Annotated in this window: 22 protein-coding genes; 3 read left to right on the top strand and 19 right to left on the bottom strand. The window is 36.3% G+C overall.

The genetic code is table 11. The features are described from left to right. The first annotated feature begins 14 nt into the window (after window positions 1-14). Together DZ858_RS02845 and hflX are read left to right on the top strand one after the other, a co-directional pair. The gene (locus DZ858_RS02845; protein ID WP_117158031.1) at window positions 15-1,439 is read left to right on the top strand and encodes a DUF5689 domain-containing protein; all 1,425 of its coding nucleotides are present in this window, start codon (window positions 15-17) and stop codon (window positions 1,437-1,439) included. Window positions 1,440-1,548: 109 nt separating this feature from the next. Further along, a complete protein-coding gene (gene hflX / locus DZ858_RS02840) occupies window positions 1,549-2,763 on the top strand; it encodes a GTPase HflX (RefSeq protein WP_117158030.1) in 1,215 nt (404 codons plus the stop codon). Between the two features lie 53 nt (window positions 2,764-2,816). Here the strand turns inward: hflX and DZ858_RS02835 are convergent, their stop codons facing one another. The 16 genes from DZ858_RS02835 to DZ858_RS15370 form a co-directional block, all read right to left on the bottom strand. Beyond that, window positions 2,817-3,725, bottom strand: coding sequence for a DUF3078 domain-containing protein (locus DZ858_RS02835; protein WP_117158029.1), 909 nt, complete (start codon window positions 3,723-3,725; stop codon window positions 2,817-2,819). 111 nt (window positions 3,726-3,836) lie between these two features. Next, a complete protein-coding gene (locus tag DZ858_RS02830; protein ID WP_117158028.1) occupies window positions 3,837-4,346 on the bottom strand; it encodes a DUF2480 family protein in 510 nt (169 codons plus the stop codon). A gap of 182 nt (window positions 4,347-4,528) precedes the next feature. Further along, a complete protein-coding gene (locus DZ858_RS02825; RefSeq protein ID WP_117158027.1) occupies window positions 4,529-4,855 on the bottom strand; it encodes an SUF system Fe-S cluster assembly protein in 327 nt (108 codons plus the stop codon). Between the two features lie 4 nt (window positions 4,856-4,859). Next, window positions 4,860-5,285 carry a SufE family protein gene (locus DZ858_RS02820; protein WP_117158026.1) on the bottom strand — a complete coding sequence of 142 codons (426 nt, stop codon included), beginning with the start codon at window positions 5,283-5,285 and terminating at the stop codon, window positions 4,860-4,862. Beyond that, the gene (locus tag DZ858_RS02815) at window positions 5,285-5,722 is read right to left on the bottom strand and encodes an META domain-containing protein (RefSeq protein ID WP_117158025.1); all 438 of its coding nucleotides are present in this window, start codon (window positions 5,720-5,722) and stop codon (window positions 5,285-5,287) included. Before DZ858_RS02815 ends, DZ858_RS02820 begins: the two co-directional genes overlap by 1 nt. A gap of 12 nt (window positions 5,723-5,734) precedes the next feature. Beyond that, the gene (locus DZ858_RS02810; RefSeq protein ID WP_117158024.1) at window positions 5,735-6,952 is read right to left on the bottom strand and encodes an aminotransferase class V-fold PLP-dependent enzyme; all 1,218 of its coding nucleotides are present in this window, start codon (window positions 6,950-6,952) and stop codon (window positions 5,735-5,737) included. A 23-nt stretch (window positions 6,953-6,975) separates the two neighbouring features. Continuing rightward, on the bottom strand, window positions 6,976-8,292 hold the full coding sequence (sufD, locus tag DZ858_RS02805) for a Fe-S cluster assembly protein SufD (RefSeq protein ID WP_117158023.1): 1,317 nt from the start codon (window positions 8,290-8,292) through the stop codon (window positions 6,976-6,978). A gap of 65 nt (window positions 8,293-8,357) precedes the next feature. Then, window positions 8,358-9,107 (bottom strand): Fe-S cluster assembly ATPase SufC, encoded by a 750-nt coding sequence (gene sufC, locus DZ858_RS02800; protein ID WP_117158022.1) that lies wholly within the window; start codon window positions 9,105-9,107, stop codon window positions 8,358-8,360. A gap of 2 nt (window positions 9,108-9,109) precedes the next feature. Next, entirely contained in the window at window positions 9,110-9,523 is a 414-nt protein-coding gene (locus DZ858_RS02795) for a hypothetical protein (RefSeq protein ID WP_117158021.1), read from the bottom strand. A gap of 37 nt (window positions 9,524-9,560) precedes the next feature. Continuing rightward, window positions 9,561-11,009, bottom strand: a complete 1,449-nt coding sequence (gene sufB / locus DZ858_RS02790) for a Fe-S cluster assembly protein SufB (protein ID WP_117158020.1) — start codon at window positions 11,007-11,009, stop codon at window positions 9,561-9,563. 76 nt (window positions 11,010-11,085) lie between these two features. After that, on the bottom strand, window positions 11,086-11,415 hold the full coding sequence (locus DZ858_RS02785; protein ID WP_117158019.1) for a HesB/IscA family protein: 330 nt from the start codon (window positions 11,413-11,415) through the stop codon (window positions 11,086-11,088). 168 nt (window positions 11,416-11,583) lie between these two features. Further along, complete coding sequence (locus DZ858_RS02780; RefSeq protein ID WP_394340443.1) at window positions 11,584-12,681, bottom strand: cytochrome-c peroxidase; 1,098 nt, start codon at window positions 12,679-12,681, stop codon at window positions 11,584-11,586. A gap of 3 nt (window positions 12,682-12,684) precedes the next feature. Continuing rightward, window positions 12,685-13,467 carry an MbnP family protein gene (locus DZ858_RS02775; RefSeq protein ID WP_117158018.1) on the bottom strand — a complete coding sequence of 261 codons (783 nt, stop codon included), beginning with the start codon at window positions 13,465-13,467 and terminating at the stop codon, window positions 12,685-12,687. Between the two features lie 26 nt (window positions 13,468-13,493). Then, on the bottom strand, window positions 13,494-14,885 hold the full coding sequence (locus tag DZ858_RS02770; protein ID WP_117158017.1) for a hypothetical protein: 1,392 nt from the start codon (window positions 14,883-14,885) through the stop codon (window positions 13,494-13,496). A 4-nt stretch (window positions 14,886-14,889) separates the two neighbouring features. Beyond that, window positions 14,890-16,302 carry a choice-of-anchor B family protein gene (locus tag DZ858_RS02765; protein WP_117158016.1) on the bottom strand — a complete coding sequence of 471 codons (1,413 nt, stop codon included), beginning with the start codon at window positions 16,300-16,302 and terminating at the stop codon, window positions 14,890-14,892. Between the two features lie 126 nt (window positions 16,303-16,428). Next, on the bottom strand, window positions 16,429-18,351 hold the full coding sequence (locus DZ858_RS15370; RefSeq protein WP_117158015.1) for a choice-of-anchor B family protein: 1,923 nt from the start codon (window positions 18,349-18,351) through the stop codon (window positions 16,429-16,431). A 212-nt stretch (window positions 18,352-18,563) separates the two neighbouring features. Here DZ858_RS15370 and thiL point away from each other — a divergent pair, with 212 nt between their 5' ends. Beyond that, window positions 18,564-19,616, top strand: coding sequence for a thiamine-phosphate kinase (thiL, locus tag DZ858_RS02755; protein WP_117158014.1), 1,053 nt, complete (start codon window positions 18,564-18,566; stop codon window positions 19,614-19,616). Between the two features lie 7 nt (window positions 19,617-19,623). Here the strand turns inward: thiL and DZ858_RS02750 are convergent, their stop codons facing one another. The 3 genes from DZ858_RS02750 to DZ858_RS02740 form a co-directional block, all read right to left on the bottom strand. Further along, a complete protein-coding gene (locus DZ858_RS02750; RefSeq protein ID WP_117158013.1) occupies window positions 19,624-19,866 on the bottom strand; it encodes a hypothetical protein in 243 nt (80 codons plus the stop codon). 66 nt (window positions 19,867-19,932) lie between these two features. Next, window positions 19,933-20,703: an alpha/beta fold hydrolase gene (locus DZ858_RS02745; RefSeq protein ID WP_117158012.1), complete on the bottom strand. Its 771-nt coding sequence runs from the start codon at window positions 20,701-20,703 to the stop codon at window positions 19,933-19,935. A gap of 75 nt (window positions 20,704-20,778) precedes the next feature. Next, window positions 20,779-22,071, bottom strand: a complete 1,293-nt coding sequence (locus DZ858_RS02740; RefSeq protein ID WP_117158011.1) for an aminopeptidase P family protein — start codon at window positions 22,069-22,071, stop codon at window positions 20,779-20,781. Window positions 22,072-22,165 lie beyond the last annotated feature (94 nt).

Below are 22,165 nucleotides of genomic sequence, written 5' to 3'. Positions count from 1 at the left end.
AATACCTATATAAAATGAAAACTTTTAACTTTTATAAACTGATAACCCTGTTCTTACTGGCAGTAGTAGCTACTTCCTGTGTTAAGGACGACGATTTTAATGTGCCAAATACCGATACTACGGTTGTTGATCTAGAAGGCGATGTTACTGTTGAGCAGCTTAGAAACCTATATTTACAAGAATTAAACACAAATGAAAATGAGTTTTTAACTTTTTCTGAAACCGACTCATATGTTACCGGATATGTTATTTCAAGCGATGAAGGAGGAAACTTTTTTGAAGAATTAATAATACAGGACAGCCCTGAAAATCCAAAAGCCGGAGTAAAGGTGTTAATAGATTCAAACCCATTGTTTACAGTCTATGAATTTGGCCGAAAAGTACATGTTAAATTGGATGGCCTTACAGTAGGTTTGGATAGCGGTGTGTTAACATTGGGAATTAGAGATGGAAACGCTATTGAAAGCATTGCAGAATCTCAATTTGATGAATTCCTTATTAGAGATGAAGAATTAGCTGAAATTGTTGCGTTACCAATTAACATAACAGAGTTTGATGACTCAAAAACAAACCTATATATTCAACTGGAAAACGTTCAGTTTAACAGTAGCGAAGTTTTCGGAGAAAATAGAAAAACATTTTCCGGTGAACCTGAAGATAGCTTTGACGGAGAACGTATTTTAGAGAGTTGTACAACAGGAAGTAAAACTGTTTTCAGTACAAGCACATTCGCAGATTTTAAATCATTGCTTTTACCACAAGGTAAAGGTTCTATGGCTGCAATATTGAGTAAAAGTTTTAATGGAAGTGAATTTATTGTGACAGTAAACAATCCTTCTACTATAAAGTTAGAAGGAAGTGACCGTTGCGATGTTTGTGGTATAGCTAACGAAATGGGTGAAATAGAATTATTCAAGGATTTCTTTGAAACTCAAACTGAAGATAGTCCTATTAGCGGAAATGGGTGGACTAATTACGCCGAAGCGGGTGCCGAGTTGTGGGAAGCTTATTTTGATGATAGCAGCAATGCGTCATTGGGTATTTCGGCACGGTTTAGTGCCAGGAATAGTAATGATGAACTTTCAATTGGTTGGTTGGTCAGTCCAGAAATCGATTTTGATGCTCAAGAAGGAGAAACCTTGAATTTTAAAACATCGAATAGTTTTTCTGATTTAAGTTATATGGTGGTTTTATATGCAACTGATTGGGACGGGAATTCTAAAAATATTCCATTAGCCAATTGGAAACCAATTCCTGAAGCCTTAATTGTTGAGGATAGTGACTTTTTTGGAGATTGGATTGAGTCTGGCACCATAGATTTATCTTGTATAGAAGGGAGTGTTCATATTGCATTTAAGTATGTGGGTAAAGACGAAGAAAATTTTGATGGAACATACGAACTTGACGAGGTTTTAATTAATGCCGAAGCTATAAATTGAGTGCGGCTATTTATTTATAACTTCTTATAGACTTTAAAACTCTTAAAAGCACCTAAATTACAAAATTCTGAAGCAAAACCTTTTGTATCTTTGTTACAGAACTAAATATATGATTGAACAAACTAAAATAGAATACGAAAAAACCATACTCATTGGTTTAATAACACAATATCAAGACGAAGATAAGTCTACAGAATATTTAGATGAACTAGAGTTTTTGGCTTATACTGCCGGAGGTGAAGTATCAAAACGTTTTACCCAAAAAATGGATTCCCCAAATCCTAAAACTTTTATTGGAAGTGGTAAAATGGAACAAGTGCGGGAATTTGTTGAAGAAAACGATATTGGTACCGCAATTTTTGATGACGAATTATCACCTGCTCAACAAAAAAACATTGAGAAAATATTACGGTGCAAAATTATAGACCGAACTAATTTAATACTAGATATCTTCGCACAAAGAGCTAAAACTAGCTATGCTCGTACGCAAGTGGAATTAGCCCAATACGAATATTTACTACCCCGATTAGCCGGTATGTGGACGCACTTAGAGCGTCAACGTGGTGGTATTGGTATGCGTGGGCCCGGTGAAACCGAAATTGAAACCGACCGTCGTATTGTAAGAGACCGCATCACACTTTTGAAGAAAAAGTTGGAGAAGATTGACAAGCAAATGGAAGTGCAACGTGGAAATCGTGGTTCGTTGGTTCGTGTGGCCTTAGTGGGTTACACAAATGTTGGTAAGTCTACCTTGATGAACAGCATTAGTAAAAGTGAAGTATTTGCCGAAAATAAACTTTTTGCAACGCTTGATACTACAGTTAGAAAAGTAGTAATTGGGAATCTTCCTTTTCTATTAACTGACACCGTTGGATTTATAAGAAAGCTGCCTACCCAGTTGGTAGAATCATTTAAAAGTACGTTGGATGAGGTTCGGGAAGCAGATCTATTATTACACGTTGTGGATATTTCGCACCCTTCTTTTGAAGATCATATTGCTTCGGTAAACAAAGTATTGGACGAAATTGAAAGTGCAGATAAACCAGTAATTATGGTTTTTAATAAAATTGATCAATACAACCCTGAAGTGATTGAAGAAGACGATTTGGTTACTGAAAAAACAACAGCACACAACACCTTGAAAGATTGGAAACAGACTTGGATGAACCGTGAGGAAAACGCTATTTTCATTTCAGCATTGAATAAAGATAATTTTGAAGAGTTTAGGAAGCTGGTGTATGAAAAAGTAAGGGATATTCACGTTACACGTTTCCCCTACAATAACTTTCTCTATCCAGAGAAGTACCTGTATGAAGAAGAATAAAAAAACCGGCAAATTCTATTTGCCGGTTTTTTCATGATTTTTTACAGTAGCTATTAAAATTTATAACCAACACCTACACCAAGAGTTTCACGTATTTGAAAAGCTTGTACGGCATTATCGTCATAAATTGCTTGGAAGGTAGCATTGGCCGTAATCCAGTCGTTTACTTTCAATACTAGATTCATTGTATAATCTAGATCAACATTTTGAGGATCTTCTAAGTAATTAGAGTACAGCCCCAAAACATTTTCCATAGATACATTTTCCATTAAATCTACTTTATAGTATGCATTTATCGAGGCGCCAAACTCAAAACGAGTAGTTTCGTTTGCGTCAACACCAAAATAACCACCTGCTTCGTTAAATTCATCAGCTAGAGCTGGATCAACAGTCGTAAATTTTTCGTTTACAAAAATAAGACGAGCAGTTGCAGGAGCTATATTTACTTTAAAGTTATCGCTCTTTTTCCAAAGCATGCCAGGTCCAAACTGGAGATAACCAGGAGACATAAAGCGTGTGGTTTCGGTACGTATTTCGTTACCATCAGCATCTTCGCCAAATTCGTATCCTTTTGCAAATTGGGTTTTAAAGTTTACAAAAAAGGAGTAATACCAGTTGCTTTCTTGTATTTGACGACCTAAAATAGAATTTAGTTCTAATCGGTCATTTGTTTTTCTGGAAAAATCATCATCTTTTGTTTTTGTAATTCCGTAATCTGCCAATATCCGGTTATCCCACGTTAATTTTCCCTGTCGGTAGTTAAAGTCGTAAGTAAAATTAAGGTTTGCTGCATAATTGGATGTTCCTCCACCAGTCCATTCGTCGTTAAAAGCTGCTTGGTTAAAAATTAAAGAAACATTTCCAGATCGGGTCCAACCGTCTTTTGGTTCTTCAGTTTCTTCATCTTGTGCCATTGCAATAAATGGGGAAATGAACAGTAGGAGAATTAAAACTTTTTTCATAATTGTTACGTTTATTTTTTTTGCAAATATAAGGCATCTATCCAATTTAAAAAGTAGATGAATTCTGAAAAACAAAAATTTAGGTATAGTGAAAGTTAAAGTAGGTGTATGCTACTTTTTTCGCTTAAATAAGGGGACAGAAGAACATGCTTCTCCATACATTACACTTTTGGCAACTTCTTGAAGTCTTTGTGCAAGAAGTACATAAGCATTCTCAGGAATGGGCTTATTGGCACAGCCTTTAATGATGACTGGTTTATCTTCATATTCTAAAACATCTAATGTGTGTAAAATTTCAGCAAACAAAATACTTTCAAGTGTTTCTGAAGTACCGACTACCGTTTTTTTAGCATACGGCGCTAATTGAAGTGAAAGAAACATATATGCCCAACCGGGGATGATAGCATCGGTAGAACAATATAGATTTACAAAACAAGCTTCATATTGCGACCAGTCGTATTCTTTTACATCGCTACGAAAATCTTTTTCGCGCAATACAATACCTTCCAGTAACCATTGCGAAATATCAATGGAAACACGTTTCCCTTCTGGGTAAAAGTCTTCCAGATTAAAGGTGATAAGCTTGCTGTTCGCTACGCGGTTTATAATTTGTTCTTCCATAAACTGTTTCTTTTTAATCGGGGGTTTTGGTACAATTTTTATGTTTTGCGAAGCAAAACATAAAAATCACTCAACCACCTTAATTCATTCTAAATCTAAGGTGGTTGAGTGATTTTCTACAACCCAAAGGGTTTAGAGAATAGTATCGAAACCACCGATTTGTTGCGTACCGCCAACTGAAATTAAAGCATTCCTAATTCCAACTTCGCTTCTTCGCTCATTAATTCTTGGCTCCACGGTGGGTCGAAGGTGATTTCCACTTCGGCGTCTTTAACCATTTTTATAGATTTCACTTTGTCTTCAACTTCTTGAGGTAAAGATTCTGCTACGGGGCAGTTAGGAGTAGTTAACGTCATCAATATTTTTACTTCGTGATCTTCATTTACGAAAACATCGTAAATAAGTCCAAGCTCGTATACGTCTACAGGGATTTCAGGATCGTAAATGGTTTTAATCACTTTTACGATTTTATCGCCCAATTCGGTTGTATTTATAGTTTCAGCGCTCATAATTTTAATTTTTTAGTTGTGCTTGATATGCTACGGCATACAATTTTAATTGTTTTACCATAGAAACCAAACCATTTGCACGTGTAGGAGATAAATGTTCTTTTAAGCCAATCTCGTCAATAAACTGTGTGTCTGCTTCAATGATATCCTCTGGCTTTTGATTTGAAAAAGCTCGGATTAATATAGCAATAATGCCTTTTGTGATAATGGCATCACTATCTGCAGTGAAGACTACTTTGTCATCTTTTACTTCGGCATTTAGCCAAACACGAGACTGACAACCTTTAATTAGTTTATCTTCCGTTTTAAGTTCCTCATCAATCAATGGTAACGATTTTCCCAACTCTATCATATATTCATAGCGTTCCATCCAATCATCGAACATGGAAAACTCGTCAATTAAATCGTTTTGTATCTCTTGTATGGTCATTAATTTTCTTCTTTGTCTTTTGTTGCGGTTATCAGGACACTTTGGTCGCTTTTTGCATATAAAGTTAACACGTTATCTTGAATACGGTATCCACCAACTTTATTTATAGTTTCTAAAAACTTGTCTTCAACTTGCATTACATCTTCTCCGCACATTTTTTTTGTGGCAGCCAGTTCACCCAAAGTCAACGTATTGTTGGTAATTGTGTAATCACCAAAGTAATTGTTACACCCAGCATTTCCAGAAACTCTGCTACTAAGAGCCGCAAAAGTAATGGTTGGTTTAGTTGCAGACATAGAAGTGCCTTCAACATTAGTTACGGTATAATCACCAGATAACTGTACATTTCCGGCAACATCAATTACTTTTTTGGTTTCATCACAACTTGTAAAAATAAGGGCGAATACTAATAAGCTAAGCGTGGCAAGTGATTTCATATTTAATTAAGTTTAGGTTAACATTGATTTTGCTTTTTTTACAGCTTTAACGAGTGCATCAATTTCTTCTTTTGTGTTGTAAAAAGCGAACGAAGCACGCACCGTACCAGGAATTTTATAATAATCCATTATCGGCTGTGCGCAATGATGTCCGGTTCGAACTGCTATACCTAATTTATCAACAATAGTACCAATATCATACGGGTGAATACCTTCAATATTAAACGATATTACTGATGTTTTATCCACTCCTGTTCCGTAGATTTTTAATCCTTCAATTAATGTTAATTGCTCGGTGGCATAGGTTAATAATTCATGTTCGTACGCTTCAATTTCATCAAAACCGATACTGTTAAGATAATCAATTGCAGCGCCAAAAGCAATACCTCCTGCAATATTAGGCGTGCCAGCTTCAAATTTATGCGGAAGTCCGGCATACGTCGTTTTTTCGAACGTTACTTCGGCAATCATCTCGCCACCACCTTGATACGGAGGTAGCTTGTTGAGCCAGTCTTCTTTTCCATAGAGCATTCCTGTCCCTGTGGGGCCGCACATTTTGTGGGCAGATGTTACATAGAAGTCAACATCTAAGGCTTGTAAATCAGGTTTAATGTGCGAACAGGCTTGTGCTCCATCCACCAAGACTGCTGCGTCTTTTTCGTGTGCTTTTTTTATAATTTCAGCAATAGGATTAATAGTTCCCAATGCATTTGAAATATGATTCACAAAAACCAACTTTGTATTTTCTGAAAGCAATTTTTCATATTCTGAAAGAACTAAAACGCCCTTTTCATCAATAGGAATTACTTTTAATTCAGCTCCCGTACGTTCACAAAGCATTTGCCAAGGAACGATATTAGAATGATGTTCTAAAGCAGAAACGATAATCTCATCGCCTTTTTTTAGAAATTCATTAAAGCCATTCGCTATCATATTAATGCCATGAGTGGTACCCGCGGTTAGAATAACTTCGTGCGAATGCTGTATGTTGAAATGCTCTTGAATTTTTTTCCGAGCACCTTCATACGCGTCGGTTGCTTCTTGAGACAACGTATGAACACCACGATGGATGTTTGCATTGTAGTTTGAATAATAATCTACAATACAGTCAATCACCGCTTGTGGTTTTTGAGCAGTAGCTGCATTATCCAAATATACAAGGGGTTTGCCATTTACTTCACGTTGAAGAATGGGAAAGTCTTTTCTAATTTCCTGAACGTTAAAGGCCATGGAAAATTTTATTTAAGGGGTGATTACAATTGAAAACCCAGACTAACGCCAATTTTCTTGGCAATTAGTTTATTGATACGTTGTTTCAATTCGGGAATTTTCACACTTTCAAGTACACTATTTGCAAAAGCATACATTAATAATGCACGAGCTTCTTTTTTAGCAATACCACGAGAACGCATATAGAATAATGCGTCTTCATCTAATTGACCAATGGTACAACCGTGCGTACATTTTACATCGTCTGCAAAAATTTCTAATTGTGGTTTAGAGTTAATAGTAGCACCATCGTCCACTAAAATGTTGTTGTTTTTTTGAAATGCATCAATCTTTTGAGCTACTTTATCAACCAATACTTTACCGTTAAAAACCCCAGTTGATTTATCTGCATAAATACCCTTATAATCTTGGTGACTTTCACAGTTTGGTGCTGTGTGGTGCACCAAGGTATTGTGATCTACGTGTTGTTTATCCTCAATAATAGTAATACCATTAAGTGTAGAATCGCAACGCTCTCCAAATTGATAAAAATGAAGGTTATTACGAGTTAATTTTCCACCAAATGAAAAGGTGTGTACTCGGCAGTTGCTTTCTCGTTGTTGCGAAACGTATGTGTTGTCAATTAAAGAAGCTGTAGGGTTGTCAGTTTGGATTTTATAATAATCTACATACGCGCGCTTTTCTGCGAATATTTCAGTAACGCTATTTGTGAACACAGCATTTTCTGAAAGACTTTGATGTCGCTCAATAATCTGAACGTGTGCATTTTCACCAACTACTACTAAATTACGAGGCTGCAACATAGCTGCCGCTTCATTTCCAGTTGAGAAGTTGATAATTTCAATAGGTTTTTCAACTTCTTTGTTCTTTGGAATGTGAATATACGCGCCTTCTTTAGCAAAAGCGGTATTTAAAGAGGTAAGACTATCTTTCTCAGCCACTTTATTGAAATACGTTTCGATTACCGGTTGGTATTTCGATTTGTTCAAAGCAGAAGATAGCAGGCAAACATCGATAGAATCGTGTGTAGTTTCGGATAAAAATGAACTGTAAACACCGTCTATAAAAACGATTTTATAGGTATCGATGTCGTGTAGGAAGTATTTTTTGACATCCTTAAACTCAATGTGCTTTTCCTGTTGCTTTGGAAAAATACTGTAATCGGTTTTTTCAACTGATTTTAAAGAAGTGTATTTCCAAGCTTCTTCCTTTTTGGAAGGGAAACCTTGTTCTTCAAAAACTTTCATGGCTTTATTGCGAAGGTCGTGTATAGGAGAGTCGGGCTCCAAGTGATCTTCAAAAGCGATGTATGATGAAACTAATTTATCTTTTAAACTCATTTTTATCTTTGTTTAAGATTTATGGAAAACATGCTTATCGGCCCTCAATGAGGGAATAGGCTTGTTTAAACCAATTCTTCTTTAATCCAGTCGTAGCCTCTTTCTTCAAGCTCATAAGCTAATTCTTTGCCGCCAGATTTTACTATTTTCCCACCCATTAGTACGTGTACATAATCCGGAACTATATGGTTTAGCAAACGTTGATAGTGCGTAATTACGATAACGGCATTGTCCTTACTCTTTAGTTTGTTAACTCCGTCGGCCACAACTTTTAGGGCATCAATGTCCAAGCCAGAATCTGTTTCGTCTAAGATGGCCAATTTTGGTTCCATCATAGCTAATTGAAAAATCTCGTTTCGTTTTTTCTCACCACCCGAAAATCCTTCGTTTAAGGAACGAGATAAAAACTTTCGGTCTATCTCGAGCATATCCGCCTTTTCCTTGATTTTTTTAAGCATTTCGCTAGCTGGCATATCCTTCAAGCCTTTGGCCTTACGAGTTTCGTTGATAGCCGTTTTTATAAAGTTGGTTACCGTAACCCCAGGAATTTCAATAGGATATTGAAAAGACAAGAACAAGCCTTTATGTGCGCGTTCTTCGGGATCCAGTTCAGATATCTCAGCGCCTTCAAAGACAATTTCTCCTTGTTGAAGCTCAAACTCTTCTTTTCCTGCAATTACCGAAGCCAATGTACTTTTACCAGAACCATTTGGTCCCATAATAGCATGAACTTCCCCAGCATTAACCTCTAAGTCAATGCCTTTTAAAATATCTTTTCCTTCAATACCTGCGTGCAGGTTTTTTATATGTAGCATAATTAACTTTTCTTTTCTTCTAATTTTATATCGTTTTTAGCGGGTTTCTCGCTAACATGTAAAATATCTTTAATGGTAATCACTTCTTCCCAAACTTCTTCGGTTTCGGCCTTTGGATTGGGTTTTACCTCACCGGTAACAATTACCGGAACCATATCATAAGCGTCTTTTTTTATTTCAGAAACCTTATCAGCTAGTTCTTGGCTTTTTTCATCTATGGTAACGCCATAAATAAAGTTATTCCCTTTTAAAACTGCGGCTTCATCTGTATAAATAAATTCGCCCCTGTAAGTCTTTAGACTCTCGTCGGCTGTTGAAGCTACTTTTTCTTCAGACTGTTTTTCAGTTTCTTTTTTAGTATTGTTACAAGCAATCACTGTGGCTGAAAGTAATAGCAGCAAAAATATTTTTTTCATGGCACTATATTTTGGTTTTTTTATTTTTTCATAAAAATTAACCTACAGATCCTTCTAGTGAAATTTCTAATAGTTTTTGCGCTTCAACGGCAAATTCCATAGGCAGTTTATTTAACACTTCTTTACTGAAACCGTTTACAATTAATGCAATAGCTTTTTCAGTGTCAATACCACGCTGATTACAGTAAAAAATTTGATCCTCTCCAATTTTACTTGTTGTAGCCTCGTGCTCTACTTGGGCCGTTTTATTTTTAGCTTCAATGTAAGGGAAGGTATGCGCACCACATTCATTACCCATTAGCAGCGAATCACATTGTGAAAAATTACGGGCATTCTCGGCTCGGCTATTTATCTGTACTAATCCACGATAACTGTTTTGCGATTTTCCAGCCGAAATTCCTTTAGAAATGATGGTACTCTTGGTGTTTTTACCCAAATGAATCATTTTGGTACCCGTATCGGCCTGCTGAAAGTTGTTCGTAACAGCAATGGAATAAAACTCTCCAATAGAGTTATCGCCTTTTAATATACAACTAGGATATTTCCAAGTTACGGCGCTTCCGGTTTCTACTTGTGTCCACGAAATTTTTGCGTTCTTCTCGCAAATCCCTCTTTTTGTCACAAAGTTGAATACTCCGCCCTTTCCATCTTTACTTCCTGGAAACCAGTTTTGGACTGTAGAATATTTAATTTCAGCACCATCTAACGCTACCAATTCCACAACAGCGGCGTGTAATTGATTTTCATCACGCATCGGGGCAGTACAACCTTCTAGATAACTCACGTAACTGTCTTCATCGGCGACAACCAATGTGCGTTCAAATTGCCCTGTTCCTGCTTGGTTAATTCGGAAATAGGTTGAAAGTTCCATTGGGCATCGAACGCCTTTTGGGATGTAACAGAATGAACCATCACTAAATACCGCGCTATTTAAGGCCGCATAAAAGTTGTCTTTTTGTGGTACTACTGAACCAAGGTACTTTTTTACTAATTCTGGATGCTCTTTAATCGCTTCGGAAATAGAACAGAAAATAATCCCCTTCTTTGCTAAAGTATCTTTAAAAGTTGTAGTTACTGAAACGGAGTCCATTACAATATCTACGGCAACACCTGCTAATTTTTTTTGCTCATCTAGTGAAATACCTAGCTTATTGAAGGTTTCCAATAATTCTGGGTCTACTTCGTCAATACTGTCATATTTCGGCTTTTTGTTAGGAGCTGAATAATATGATATGTTTTGAAAATCTGGTTTGTTGTAATGAACGTTTGCCCATTCAGGTTCAATCATTTCTTTCCAATAACGAAATGATTCTAAACGCCATTCGGTCATCCATTCGGGCTCTTCCTTCTTTTTTGAAATAGCACGAACAATGTCCTCGTTTAAGCCAACAGGGAACGTGTCAGATTCTATATCGGTATAAAATCCGTATTCGTACTCTTTTGTTTCGAGTTCTTTCTTTAAATCGTCTTCAGTAAACTTAGCCATTGTAGCTTTTATTTTTTTTCTTCTTTACTAGATCTATTTCAGATATAAAGCAAAGCAAGATTTTTATTCAAATTAATTAAAGCGAAAAACTTTCGCCACAACCACAGGTGCGGTTTGCATTGGGATTGTTGAACACAAACCCTTTACCGTTTAATCCACCGCTGTATTCCAACGTGGTTCCTACTAGATAGAGAAAACTTTTTTTATCGATAGCAATTTTTACCGATTCATCTTCAAAAAGCTTATCGTTTTCTCCAATTTTGTCGTCAAACTTAAGATCGTAGGACAAACCAGAGCAACCTCCGCTTTTTACACCTACTCTTACAAAATCGTTTATTATATTGAAGCCTTCTTCAGACATCAATTGTTCTAGTTTTGATTTTGCATTTTCACTAACTTTTATCATAAGATAAATTTGTTCTTATTAGACTGCAAATATACGGTAAATACGGATGGTAGCCATAGTTAGCTATCGATTTAAACTTATGACGCGATAGTTTTAAATAATAATTAACAAATTGGCGTGTAAAGACTTAAAATTGAAAGAGAAATATTGATTTTTTAAAGAAAAAAACTAAGGTTCCTGAAAGTCTGGGTTATTTATAAAACTTTCATCAGATAAAGAAAGTAAAAAAGCTTTAAGGTCTTGTTTGTCTTGTTCGGTAAGCTGAACACCACCTTCGCCCACGGCTTTCATAAGTGGGTCTATGGTTTCAGAATAGACTAAGCCCTCGCTATAATGATCTATTACTTCTTCTAGGGTCTCAAAACGGCCATCGTGCATATATGGAGCTGTATAGGCCAAATTACGCAAGGAAGGGGTTTTAAAGAGACCAAACTCTCTTGGATCACCTGTGGCAGCACCACGACCAAGATCGTCAAAGATTTCGTCTAAGCCATTATTATGAAAATCATTGTCTGTCCAAAGCAGGTCGTTGGGGGGTGTGCCGTGGCAGTGAAAACAATCGCCTCGTTCTTCATCAATATAGATATCCAAACCATTCTGTTCAGCTTCCGTTAGTTCTATTTCACCACGTAAAAATTGATCGTATCTTGAATTGCCCGAAATAAGTGTACGTACAAACTGTGCAATGGCTTTTGAAACCATAGTGGAGTCTATAGTAGAGGTGCCAAATGCTTTTGAAAAAAGTTCTGGGTACGCTGATGTTGCTTGTAAATTCGAAATGGCATTTGGCCACGTGTTGTGCATCTCAACAGGATCTATAACGGGCTCTAATGCTTGTTTTTCTAAAGAATTAACACGGCCGTCCCAAAAAAAGTTTTCTTTGAAATTCCAAGCCAAATTAAATAACGGCATGGAATTTCTTCTACCTTCTATACCATCAATCCCTGGACTGAATTGTCTTGAATCTGAAAAAGCTTCCTCTGGGGCATGACAACCAGCACAAGCTAAGGTATTGTCTCCTGAGAGGATGGGATCAAAAAATAATTTTTTACCTAAAGCAACCCCCTCAACGGTTTGAGGGTTGTCTCCAGGAATTACAGGCGATGATATTGTTTGTTGAAACAATACCGGTACTTTCAAGTCCAAAGGAGTTGGTTCGTAGCCTTCCTCTTCGGGGGTACTACCTTCATCACTAGCACATGAAGCGATAAAAAAACAACATGCTGCTGCAAAAAAGAATGTTTGTATGTGTTTAAAATAAGTCAATTACTATTCTTCTACAGTGGTTTCTTCTCCTAGGCTAAAAACGGTTTTACCATTTTCAGACATCATTTTCTGCGCTTCGAAGTTCATCATTAAATTAGTGTTCAAAACATTTAAATCCCATCGATTTGGATTTTTATACCATTCGGACACGTCCATCTTAATTTCAAAAGAGGCGTCTTCTTTAACTGTTACAGTGCCTAAGCTTACTTCAAACGAAGTGTCTTCTAATAGCAAGCCTTCGTCTGTCATATCGGCTGCTCGTATGGTGTGATATAGATATGGGGCTTGAGAATCATTACTGTCTATAAATGTACCTTCCATCTGCATAAAGTGATAGCCTCCGCCAAGTTGTTCGGGAACGCCCCAACTGGCAGCAGTTAAATCTTCATATGTGCCGTCAATATTGTCTTCCTTGTCAAAACCAAAAGTAAAGCTTAGGTCGTAAGTTCCTTCGGGTATTTTTTTAGAGGGTTTGTATTGTAGGTTTGTGCCTTCTCTGGCATTAACTAGGTTATAGCCTTTAATAACGGTACTGTCGCCTTCTTCATCGGTAAATGTGACATCTGAAATCAAATAGCGTAACTTTGAGATGGTTAATACCTCATCATTCGCATTTGTATATTCAGTCGTTTGGTAGTCAGGGTTAGTGATTTCTTCACCTTCCCAGTTTTGAGTAAAATTAAAAGTAACATTTCGGTTTGGGTTTACAACCTCTTCTTCATCTACATCTTTACAAGCAAAAAAACTCAAAGCTATTGCAAATAATAATAAAACATTTTTTTTCATTCGATTTGATTTAATGTTAATGCCGTTTACTTAATTTTAAATAATAATAAATCTTCTACGCCGCGGTTTAAAGGAATATCTTTGTCGTCACTCTGCGTGCTACCTGCAATAACGTAGGTTTTGTTTTCTGCCTCAATTGCATCCTGAGCAAAGTCAAAGGTTGAACCACCTACTGTTAATTGAAATTCAATACTTTGTTTATCATCTATTATCATAACCAAAGCGTCGTTATCACCTTTGTTTTGATCAAAATCTCCATCGATACTTCTGGTGTTGCCTGTTACTATGTGATTTCCGTTTGATAGTTGAGAGATACCTCTGGCACTTTCAAATTCAAGTCCGCCATAGGATTGCTGTGATAATAGCTCTCCTTCTGAATCAATTTTTACACCCCATATATCTGCTTTACCAAAATTACTAGTTACGTTTATATCATTACTTCGGGTGTCGCCAAAGATGAGAAAATTTCCGTTTGAAGCTGTAGAGGCAGTATATAAGTTTTCTATTTGTTTACCGCCATAGTTTTTTTCCCATACCAATTCACCATTTGCAGAAACTTTTACCACCCAATAGTCGTACGTGCCAATATTTTCTGAAATGTCCACATCAGAACTATCTGAGGTGCCAAAAATAAGGTACGCTCCATCAGAGGTCTGCAAAACATCGTAAGCGGTATCGGTAAAAGTGCCACCGAAATAATTTCTCCATTGCATTTCTCCCGTTGCGGAGAGTTTGATAACCCAGTAATCACCTCCAGCATGCTGAGGGGATCTACCTGCTGCTTCTTTAGGTTTTTTGGAGCCTAATCCACCTTCTCCATTACTGGCAGAAACATCTAGCACCCCTGCAACTATATAACCACCATCCCTAGTTTGTTTAGCTTTATAAGCTTTATCACTTCCTGGAAAACCAAAACTTTTTTGCCATTGAAGATCACCTGAGGCACTAAATTTTACAACCCAGAAGTCATGAAATCCTGCATTGCTACTAACATCGCCACCAGCACCTCTACTGTAACCAGAGGCTATATAACCTCCATCACTTGTTTTTTCTAGGTTAGAGGCAGTATCGTCTTCGGGACCACCATATGTTTTGCTCCAGATTATTTCGCCATCAGGCTTCACTTTTAAGAGCCAGTAATCTTCATCAGAAGTTGTTTTGTCCGTGATGTCGCCATCGGTACTTTTAGTAGAACCTAAGATAACATAGTTGCCATCATTAGCCAATACGATACTAACTGCTTTGTCAAGATTACTACCGCCATAGGTTTTTATATAGTCTATTTCACCCTGAAAACCTGTGGTTTCAGTTTCAGTTTCTTCTTCCTCAACCGTTGGGGAGTCATCGTCTTTGCACGAAAAAAATGCAATCAATGTAAAAAGTAATAGTATGTTGTAGGTTAAGCTATAAATTTTCATAGTGTTATTTTACCACCAATCTTTTGGTAGTTAGATTATTGATTTTAACTAAATAAACTCCACTTTGCAGTGAATTTATGTTGACGTTTTCTTCATTATTATTTTCAGAAAAAGTATAATTTAGAATACGTTTACCTATAACTGAATATACTTCAACTTGTTGTATAGGAGACGTTGAAGAAACAATGTTTAAATGATCTTTAGCTGGATTTGGATAAATGACAAAGCCAGAATTGTTTAACTCATTAATATTTAATTCATTTGTATCTTTTACCAAGGTAAAACCACCACTACCACTAATTACGATGTTTCCGCTTTCAAAATATGGATATACATTCCAACTTCCGCCGAATCCTGCGCCGTTACTACCTGGGAAGGTGTCGAAATATCCGTATTGTGAGATGTTTTCATTTTCAATATCACTTATATCTAAAACATTTAAACCAGCTGCATAATTAGCAAAATAATATTTGTCACCCACTACGTATCCATTGTGGTCTGTAGCAGCTGTTGGCCCTAGATATTCAGTGTGAAATTGAGGGTTGTCCAAATCTGTGAAGTCAAATATTAATGTTCTAGTGTTAAATCCAAAGTTTATTTCGTCTGTTTCGTCTCCAAGAATAAAATATTTTTGATCTTCTGTAAACCATCCTTGGTGTGTATAGCCTACATTATTATAGCTTATGGTTGAAATACCTTGAGGGCTAGATTTGTCTGTAATATCAACTAATACTACTTCGTTTTCGTTACTGCCAATTAAGATTTCTTTTCCTGTATAGTCAGAATCGGGACCTGAATAAGTGACTACCTGAGCATCATGACTATAACTATCCATTGCGTATCCTCCTTCACCTACTGGGTTAATTGGATCTTGTATGTTTATAAAATGTGGCCCGCCAGAATATGTTGAAGTTCCTACTCCGTATGCATATCCCGTGTCTTCGTTTATTACAATATTGTGAGCATTACCAAAACCATCATAATGAGCATCTTCTGTAAATGTTTCTGGAGGATTACTTACATCCCGCAATCGAGTTAAGTCAAAAACTTGCATACCATGACCGGAAGCTTCACTTACTATAAAAGCGTGGTCACTATATACTTTTACATCTCGCCATGTACTTGAAGATGTGTGCGTAGGTAGCTTTCCTAAATAAATCGGGTTAATTGGGTCTGAAATATCGATAAAAGCAGTTCCGTTGGTTAATCCAATAAGAGCATATTCTTTGCCATCTTGCGAATCGGTCCACCCCCAAGAATCGTTACCACCGGAGGCGTTCATTTCGCTAAGGCTAATACGCGATAATAAGTCAAAATTTTGGCAAGGAAAACCGCTAGCGGTTCCATTTTCACAAGGCGTTTGGCTGAAAGTGACAGCGCTGATAAGTGCAAATACAAGTAGATAGAATTGTTTCATTATTTAAGTTTAATTTATATATAAAATATTATTTTAAAGCTTTACATCCTAACGTAAAAGGTTAAAAGTTAGTGTGCTATTAACAGTAAGTATGTCTCATCGAGCTCCATTACATTACAAAAAAGCTTATTTTTTTACAATTTTTTTGGTTGCCTTATTATTAATTGATAAAAAATACATTCCTTTTGAAAAGCTTGAGATGTTTATTGTTTTTTTAGTGGTGTTGATGTTCTTTTCGGTATAAACCTTTTTCCCCATAATATCATAAACATCAATAAATTCTATTGTTTTGTTTTCCGAAGTGATGTTTATTTCATTTAAAGCAGGTACCGGGAACACTTTAATGCTGTTTTCAAAAGTATTATCATTAATAGATAATTCTTCTATTACGGTTAACTCAAATGAACAGTTTCCGGTATTTCCAGCAGCGTCTTCAGACTGAAAATCAATGGTGTATATACCTTCTGTAAGTTCTGTTCCAGCTACCGGGGTTTGTGTAACGGTGGGATTTTGAGAACAATTATCTATTGTAAGTACTAAACCTTCTGCCTCATAATTAGGTAACGTATAAAAACTGGCTCCAGAATCATATTCAACAGTTGTGTCTGTTGTACACGTTATTATTGGATCTGTGTTATCTTCTATAGTGATTATAGCTGTACAAGCATCGGTATTTCCTGAAGGGTCTGTTACGGTTAAGGTAACCGTGTTTTCTCCTATATCTGAACAGGTAAATGTGTTTTCACTCAAGGACAATGAGAAAGAACCGCTATCATCGCTTGAGCCTCCGTCCAGTAAAGCGGGATCAATAATTATTTCTCCGTTTGAATCTAAGGATACGCTTGTATTCTGGCAAATAGCAACTGGATCCGTGGTATCTGGAGCTGATGATTTTACAACAAACAATCCTCCTACGCGATCACTAATTATAATATTGCCACTTCCTAAGTATGGATATACATTCCACACCCCTTCATATCCAACACTATTATGAGCACTAAATGAGTCAAAGTATCCTACTTCGGAAATATTTCCATTCGCAATATCTGAAATATCGAGTACTCTTAAACCAGCAGCATAATTAGCTAGATAATAGTTGTCTCCAAGTACGTATCCATTATGGTCGGTTGCTTCGGTTTCTCCAAAATGCTCAAAATCCAATACTGGATTGTCAAGATCGGTCAGATCAAATATGATTGTTCTAGTGTTAAATCCAAAATCTTGCTCATCTATTTCGTCACCAAGTATAAAATAGCGTTGATCTTCTGTAAACCAACCTTGGTGTGTATAACTGGAATTAAGGTAACTAATTGTGGAAATACTTTGAGGATTTGCTTTATCGGTTACATCTACAATAGAAACGTAGTTTTCATTTCCACTACTACTTAGTAAAATTTCACGGCCAGTATAATCGCTGTCTGGTCCATTATAAGTTATAACTTGTGCATCATGAGTGTATCCGTCACCTCCAAAACCACCAGCAGCAACGGGGTTTGTAGGGTCTTGTATGTTTATAAAATGAGAGCCTCCGCTATATGTAGATGTCCCAACTGCGTAGGCATAACCTGAGTCTTCATTAATTACAATATTATGTGCATTGCCAAACCCATCGTAATGGGCATCTTCTGTAAATGTTACGGGTGGATTTGATACATTTCGCAATCGAGTTAAATCAAAAACTTGCATACCGTGTGAAAAATCTTCACTAACTATAAAGGCATGGTTGTTATATGTTTTTACATCTCTCCAGTTACTACTAAAACTGTGTGTTGGTAATTTTCCTAAATAAATTGGGTTTGTTGGGTTTGAAATATCAATAAAAGTAGTGCCGCCTTCTAAACCTATTATGGCATATTCTTTTCCATCTTGAGGATCTGTCCAACCCCAAGAATCGTTTGCCGCATTCGCATTCATGTCAGAAAGTGAAACGCGTGACTGTAAATCATAGCCATTGCAAGGATATTGACCAGCCATACCATTATTGCATGGTGTTTGAGCAAATACTTGTGTGCACGCTAAAATTAATAGGGTAAGTAGAGATTTTTTCATTATTGAGGTATTAAATTATTTAATAGAAGACTATGAATTCTTTACTAAAAGATAAAAGTTAATAGTATTATCATAAAAATGTGATGCGAAACTACAAAAATTATTTATATAGAGAACATCTAATTTGCTCATTGTCAATATTGAGTTTTTAGAGTGAAAGAGACTTTGTTTAAACCCTAACCCTTATTTTTGTACTTTAAAACCTTCTATATATGTTTGATAATAAAGATACTTCTAAAACCAGCATTTCACAATTAGGGGAATTTGGTCTAATAGATCATTTAACAAAAAACTTTAAAATAAAGCAAGAGACCACGATTAAAGGAATTGGAGACGATGCTGCGGTTATTACTTCAGAAGAAAATAATCAAATAGTAGTTACAACAGATATGTTGGTAGAAGGCGTACATTTCGATTTAAGCTATATGCCATTAAAACATTTAGGGTATAAAGCTGTTGTAGTCAATCTCTCTGATATATATGCTATGAATGCTAAGGCAAACCAGATAACGGTTTCTATTGCTGTTTCTAATCGGTTTCCGGTTGAGGCGTTGGAAGAATTGTATGCCGGAATTGAAACGGCTGCAAGTATTTATAATGTTGATGTGGTGGGAGGAGATACCACATCATCTACAACGGGTTTGGTTATTAGTGTTACTGCTTTAGGCCAAGTAAACAAAGAAAGTGTTGTTTATAGAAGCGGCGCCAAAGAAAATGACCTTTTAGTTTTAACGGGTGATGTGGGTGCTGCCTATTTGGGGCTTCAAGTGTTAGAACGGGAAAAACAAGTATTTAAGGTAAACCCAAAATCGCAGCCTGACCTTGATAAATATACTTATATAATTGAGCGTCAATTAAAACCCGAAGCGCGGCAAGGTATCTCTGCTCTATTAAAAGATTTAGATGTCAAACCTACTTCTATGATTGATGTTAGTGATGGATTATCTTCGGAAGTAATCCACATTTGTAAAAACTCGAAAGTAGGTTGTAATTTATACGAAGACAAAATTCCGTTAGATCCACAAGTTATCTCAACCTGTGAAGAATTTGAAATGGATAGCACTACAATTGCTTTAAGTGGAGGCGAAGATTACGAATTGCTGTTTACCGTTTCTACAGAAGATTTTCCGAAAATTAAGGGGAATCCACACTTAACAGTTATTGGGCATATGACACAAGAAAGCGAAGGGATGCATTTAATAACACGCGCTAATACAAAAATTCCATTGGTAGCAAGAGGCTGGAATTCAATGCAAGAAGATTAATTAGAGCTTATACAGCTACTTTTCTGTTTTTACGTTCAAAAAACTCAGCTACGTTATTGTTTACCTGCCTTATTTTATGGGTAAGCAGTTCAATTTTTCCTGCAGAATTTTCAGTTACTTCACGGCCACAGTGTTTGCACTTGTATTCGTGAATGTGATTAGTGATTTTTCGTGTTTCTGTATACTTGTGCCCTATGGTTTGGCAAATTACACTTCCTATTGAAAATGATGATTTAGAGGAATTATCCATATTTTCTACGTTTTTTTGTTGTGATAAATATAGATAAAAGTTTTAAAAAAACGTTAAAACGCATATTTATTCGATGAAATGCATTATTTTATGAATTTCATCGGTGTTTTCTAGCCAACTCATATGTCCTCCCTCAAGCTGAATTAACTCCGTATTTGTTGTTTCTGAAATAACTTTTGAATCTGAAATAGACATAATTGGGTCTTCATTACCGCAAACCATGATTTTCTTCTTATCAAAATTCGCTAAAACATCGGTCCGGTCTTTTCGATTAATCATCCCACGGATGGCTGCTTGTATACCAGCTACTGGAAACTGAAGCGCTTCTTTTTTTAATGTTTCAATTTCTGAAGTAAATCTCTTTTTTGAATTTTCAGAAAATAGATTCATAATCGCCATACTTATAAAAGCTTCTGCATTATGATCTAGTACTTTTAAAGCGCGTCTTCGGTTTTGCTTACGTTCTTCAGAATCTGCTGTAGGCGTAGAATTCAATAAAATTAATTTTTCAACGTCATCCTGAAACAATTCAGTATAAGCCAATGCCACATAGCCGCCCATAGAATGACCAATAAGAATTGCAGATTCAATATTTAATTCATGTAAAACACTTTTTACCACTTTGGCCATAAGTTGCATACTATGTGTTTTAGAAACGATTTCGCTTTTTCCGTGCCCAGGGAAGTCTATAGTAATGACAGTATGTTTTTCAGAAAGGGCAGCAATATATTCATTCCATATAGTTGAACTTTCTAGAAATCCATGTAATAAAACCATTGCCGGACCACTTCCGGTTATACTATAATATATAGGTGTGTTTTTAAAAGTATGTGTCATTATATAATGGTATAAAAAAATCCGGCATAGCGATTCATTTCTATACCGGAATATATTTAAAAACGCCTAAAACGTTTATTTATTCATGATTTCTTCAATTTCATCTGCTTCAATCGGAATGTTGCGCATCAGGTTATGAGGTTCCCCATTTTCCTGAATAACCACATCATCTTCCAAGCGGATTCCGAAACCTTCATCCGGTAAATAGATACCAGGCTCAACGGTAAACACTTGATTGGCTTGCATAGGCTCCCATAAAATTCCGTAATCGTGTGTATCTAGACCAATGTGATGGCTAGTACCGTGCATAAAGTATTTTTTGTATGCTGGCCAGTCTGGATTTTCGTTTTTTACATCAGCTTTATCTAAGATTCCTAATCCAAGTAATTCTGAAGTCATTAATTTTCCAACTTCTTCGTGATATTCTTTCCAAAGCGTTCCAGGAACGAGCATTTTTGTAGCGTCGTTTTTAACACGATTTACAGCATTATAAACTTCTTTCTGTCGTTTGGTGAATTTTCCACCTACCGGAATCGTACGAGACATATCGCTACTGTAATTGGCGTACTCTGCACCGACGTCTAGTAAAATTAAATCCCCATCTTTACATTGCTGGTTGTTTTCAACATAGTGTAATACACAGGCGTTTTTACCACTCGCAACAATTGGAGTGTAAGCAAAACCACGTGAACGGTTACTTAGAAACTCGTGCATAAACTCAGCTTCAATTTCGTATTCCATCACGCCTGGTTTTACAAAATCTAAAATTCTTCTAAAACCTTTTTCGGTAATATTACACGCTTGTTGCATAATATCAAGCTCGATAGGATCTTTTACAGACCGCAACCGTTGTAAAATAGGGTTGCTTTTTGCCCAACTGTGTGCCGGAAATTGTGCTTTTGTTTTTTTAATAAAACGGTCTTCACGAGTCTCCGTTTCCACATTGGCACGGTAATGCTCGTTGGTGTTAAAATATATCGTTTCGGCTTGTGTCATTAGTTCAAAGAAAATTTTATCAAATTCCTTTAGCCAATACACGGTTTTAACGCCAGTAGTTTCAGTTGCTTTTTCTTTTGTTAGTTTTTCACCTTCCCAAACGGCAATGTGGTCGTTGGTTTCAGTTAAAAATAAAATTTCACGGTGTTTTTCTTCTACAGCATCTGGAAATAATAATAACATACTCTTATCTTGATCTACACCACTTAGGTAGAAAAGATCACGAGACTGCTGAAACGGCATCGTGCTGTCTGCGCCAATAGGGTAGATGTCATTACTGTTAAATACCGCAAGGCTTTTTGACTTCATTTGAGCCATAAAATTTTTACGGTTTTTTATAAATAAGTTGCTGTCAATTGGATGATACTTCATGGTGTTTTTTTCTGAATTTTTTCAAAATTAATGGAAATTAAACCAAAGGCTGCTGCTAGGAAAATAAAATTTTGTTAAAGCAAGGGATTTCAGT

The sequence above is a fragment of the Marixanthomonas ophiurae genome, assembly GCF_003413745.1.
GTDB lineage: Bacteria > Bacteroidota > Bacteroidia > Flavobacteriales > Flavobacteriaceae > Marixanthomonas > Marixanthomonas ophiurae.
This window is presented reverse-complemented; position numbering and strand designations above follow the sequence as displayed.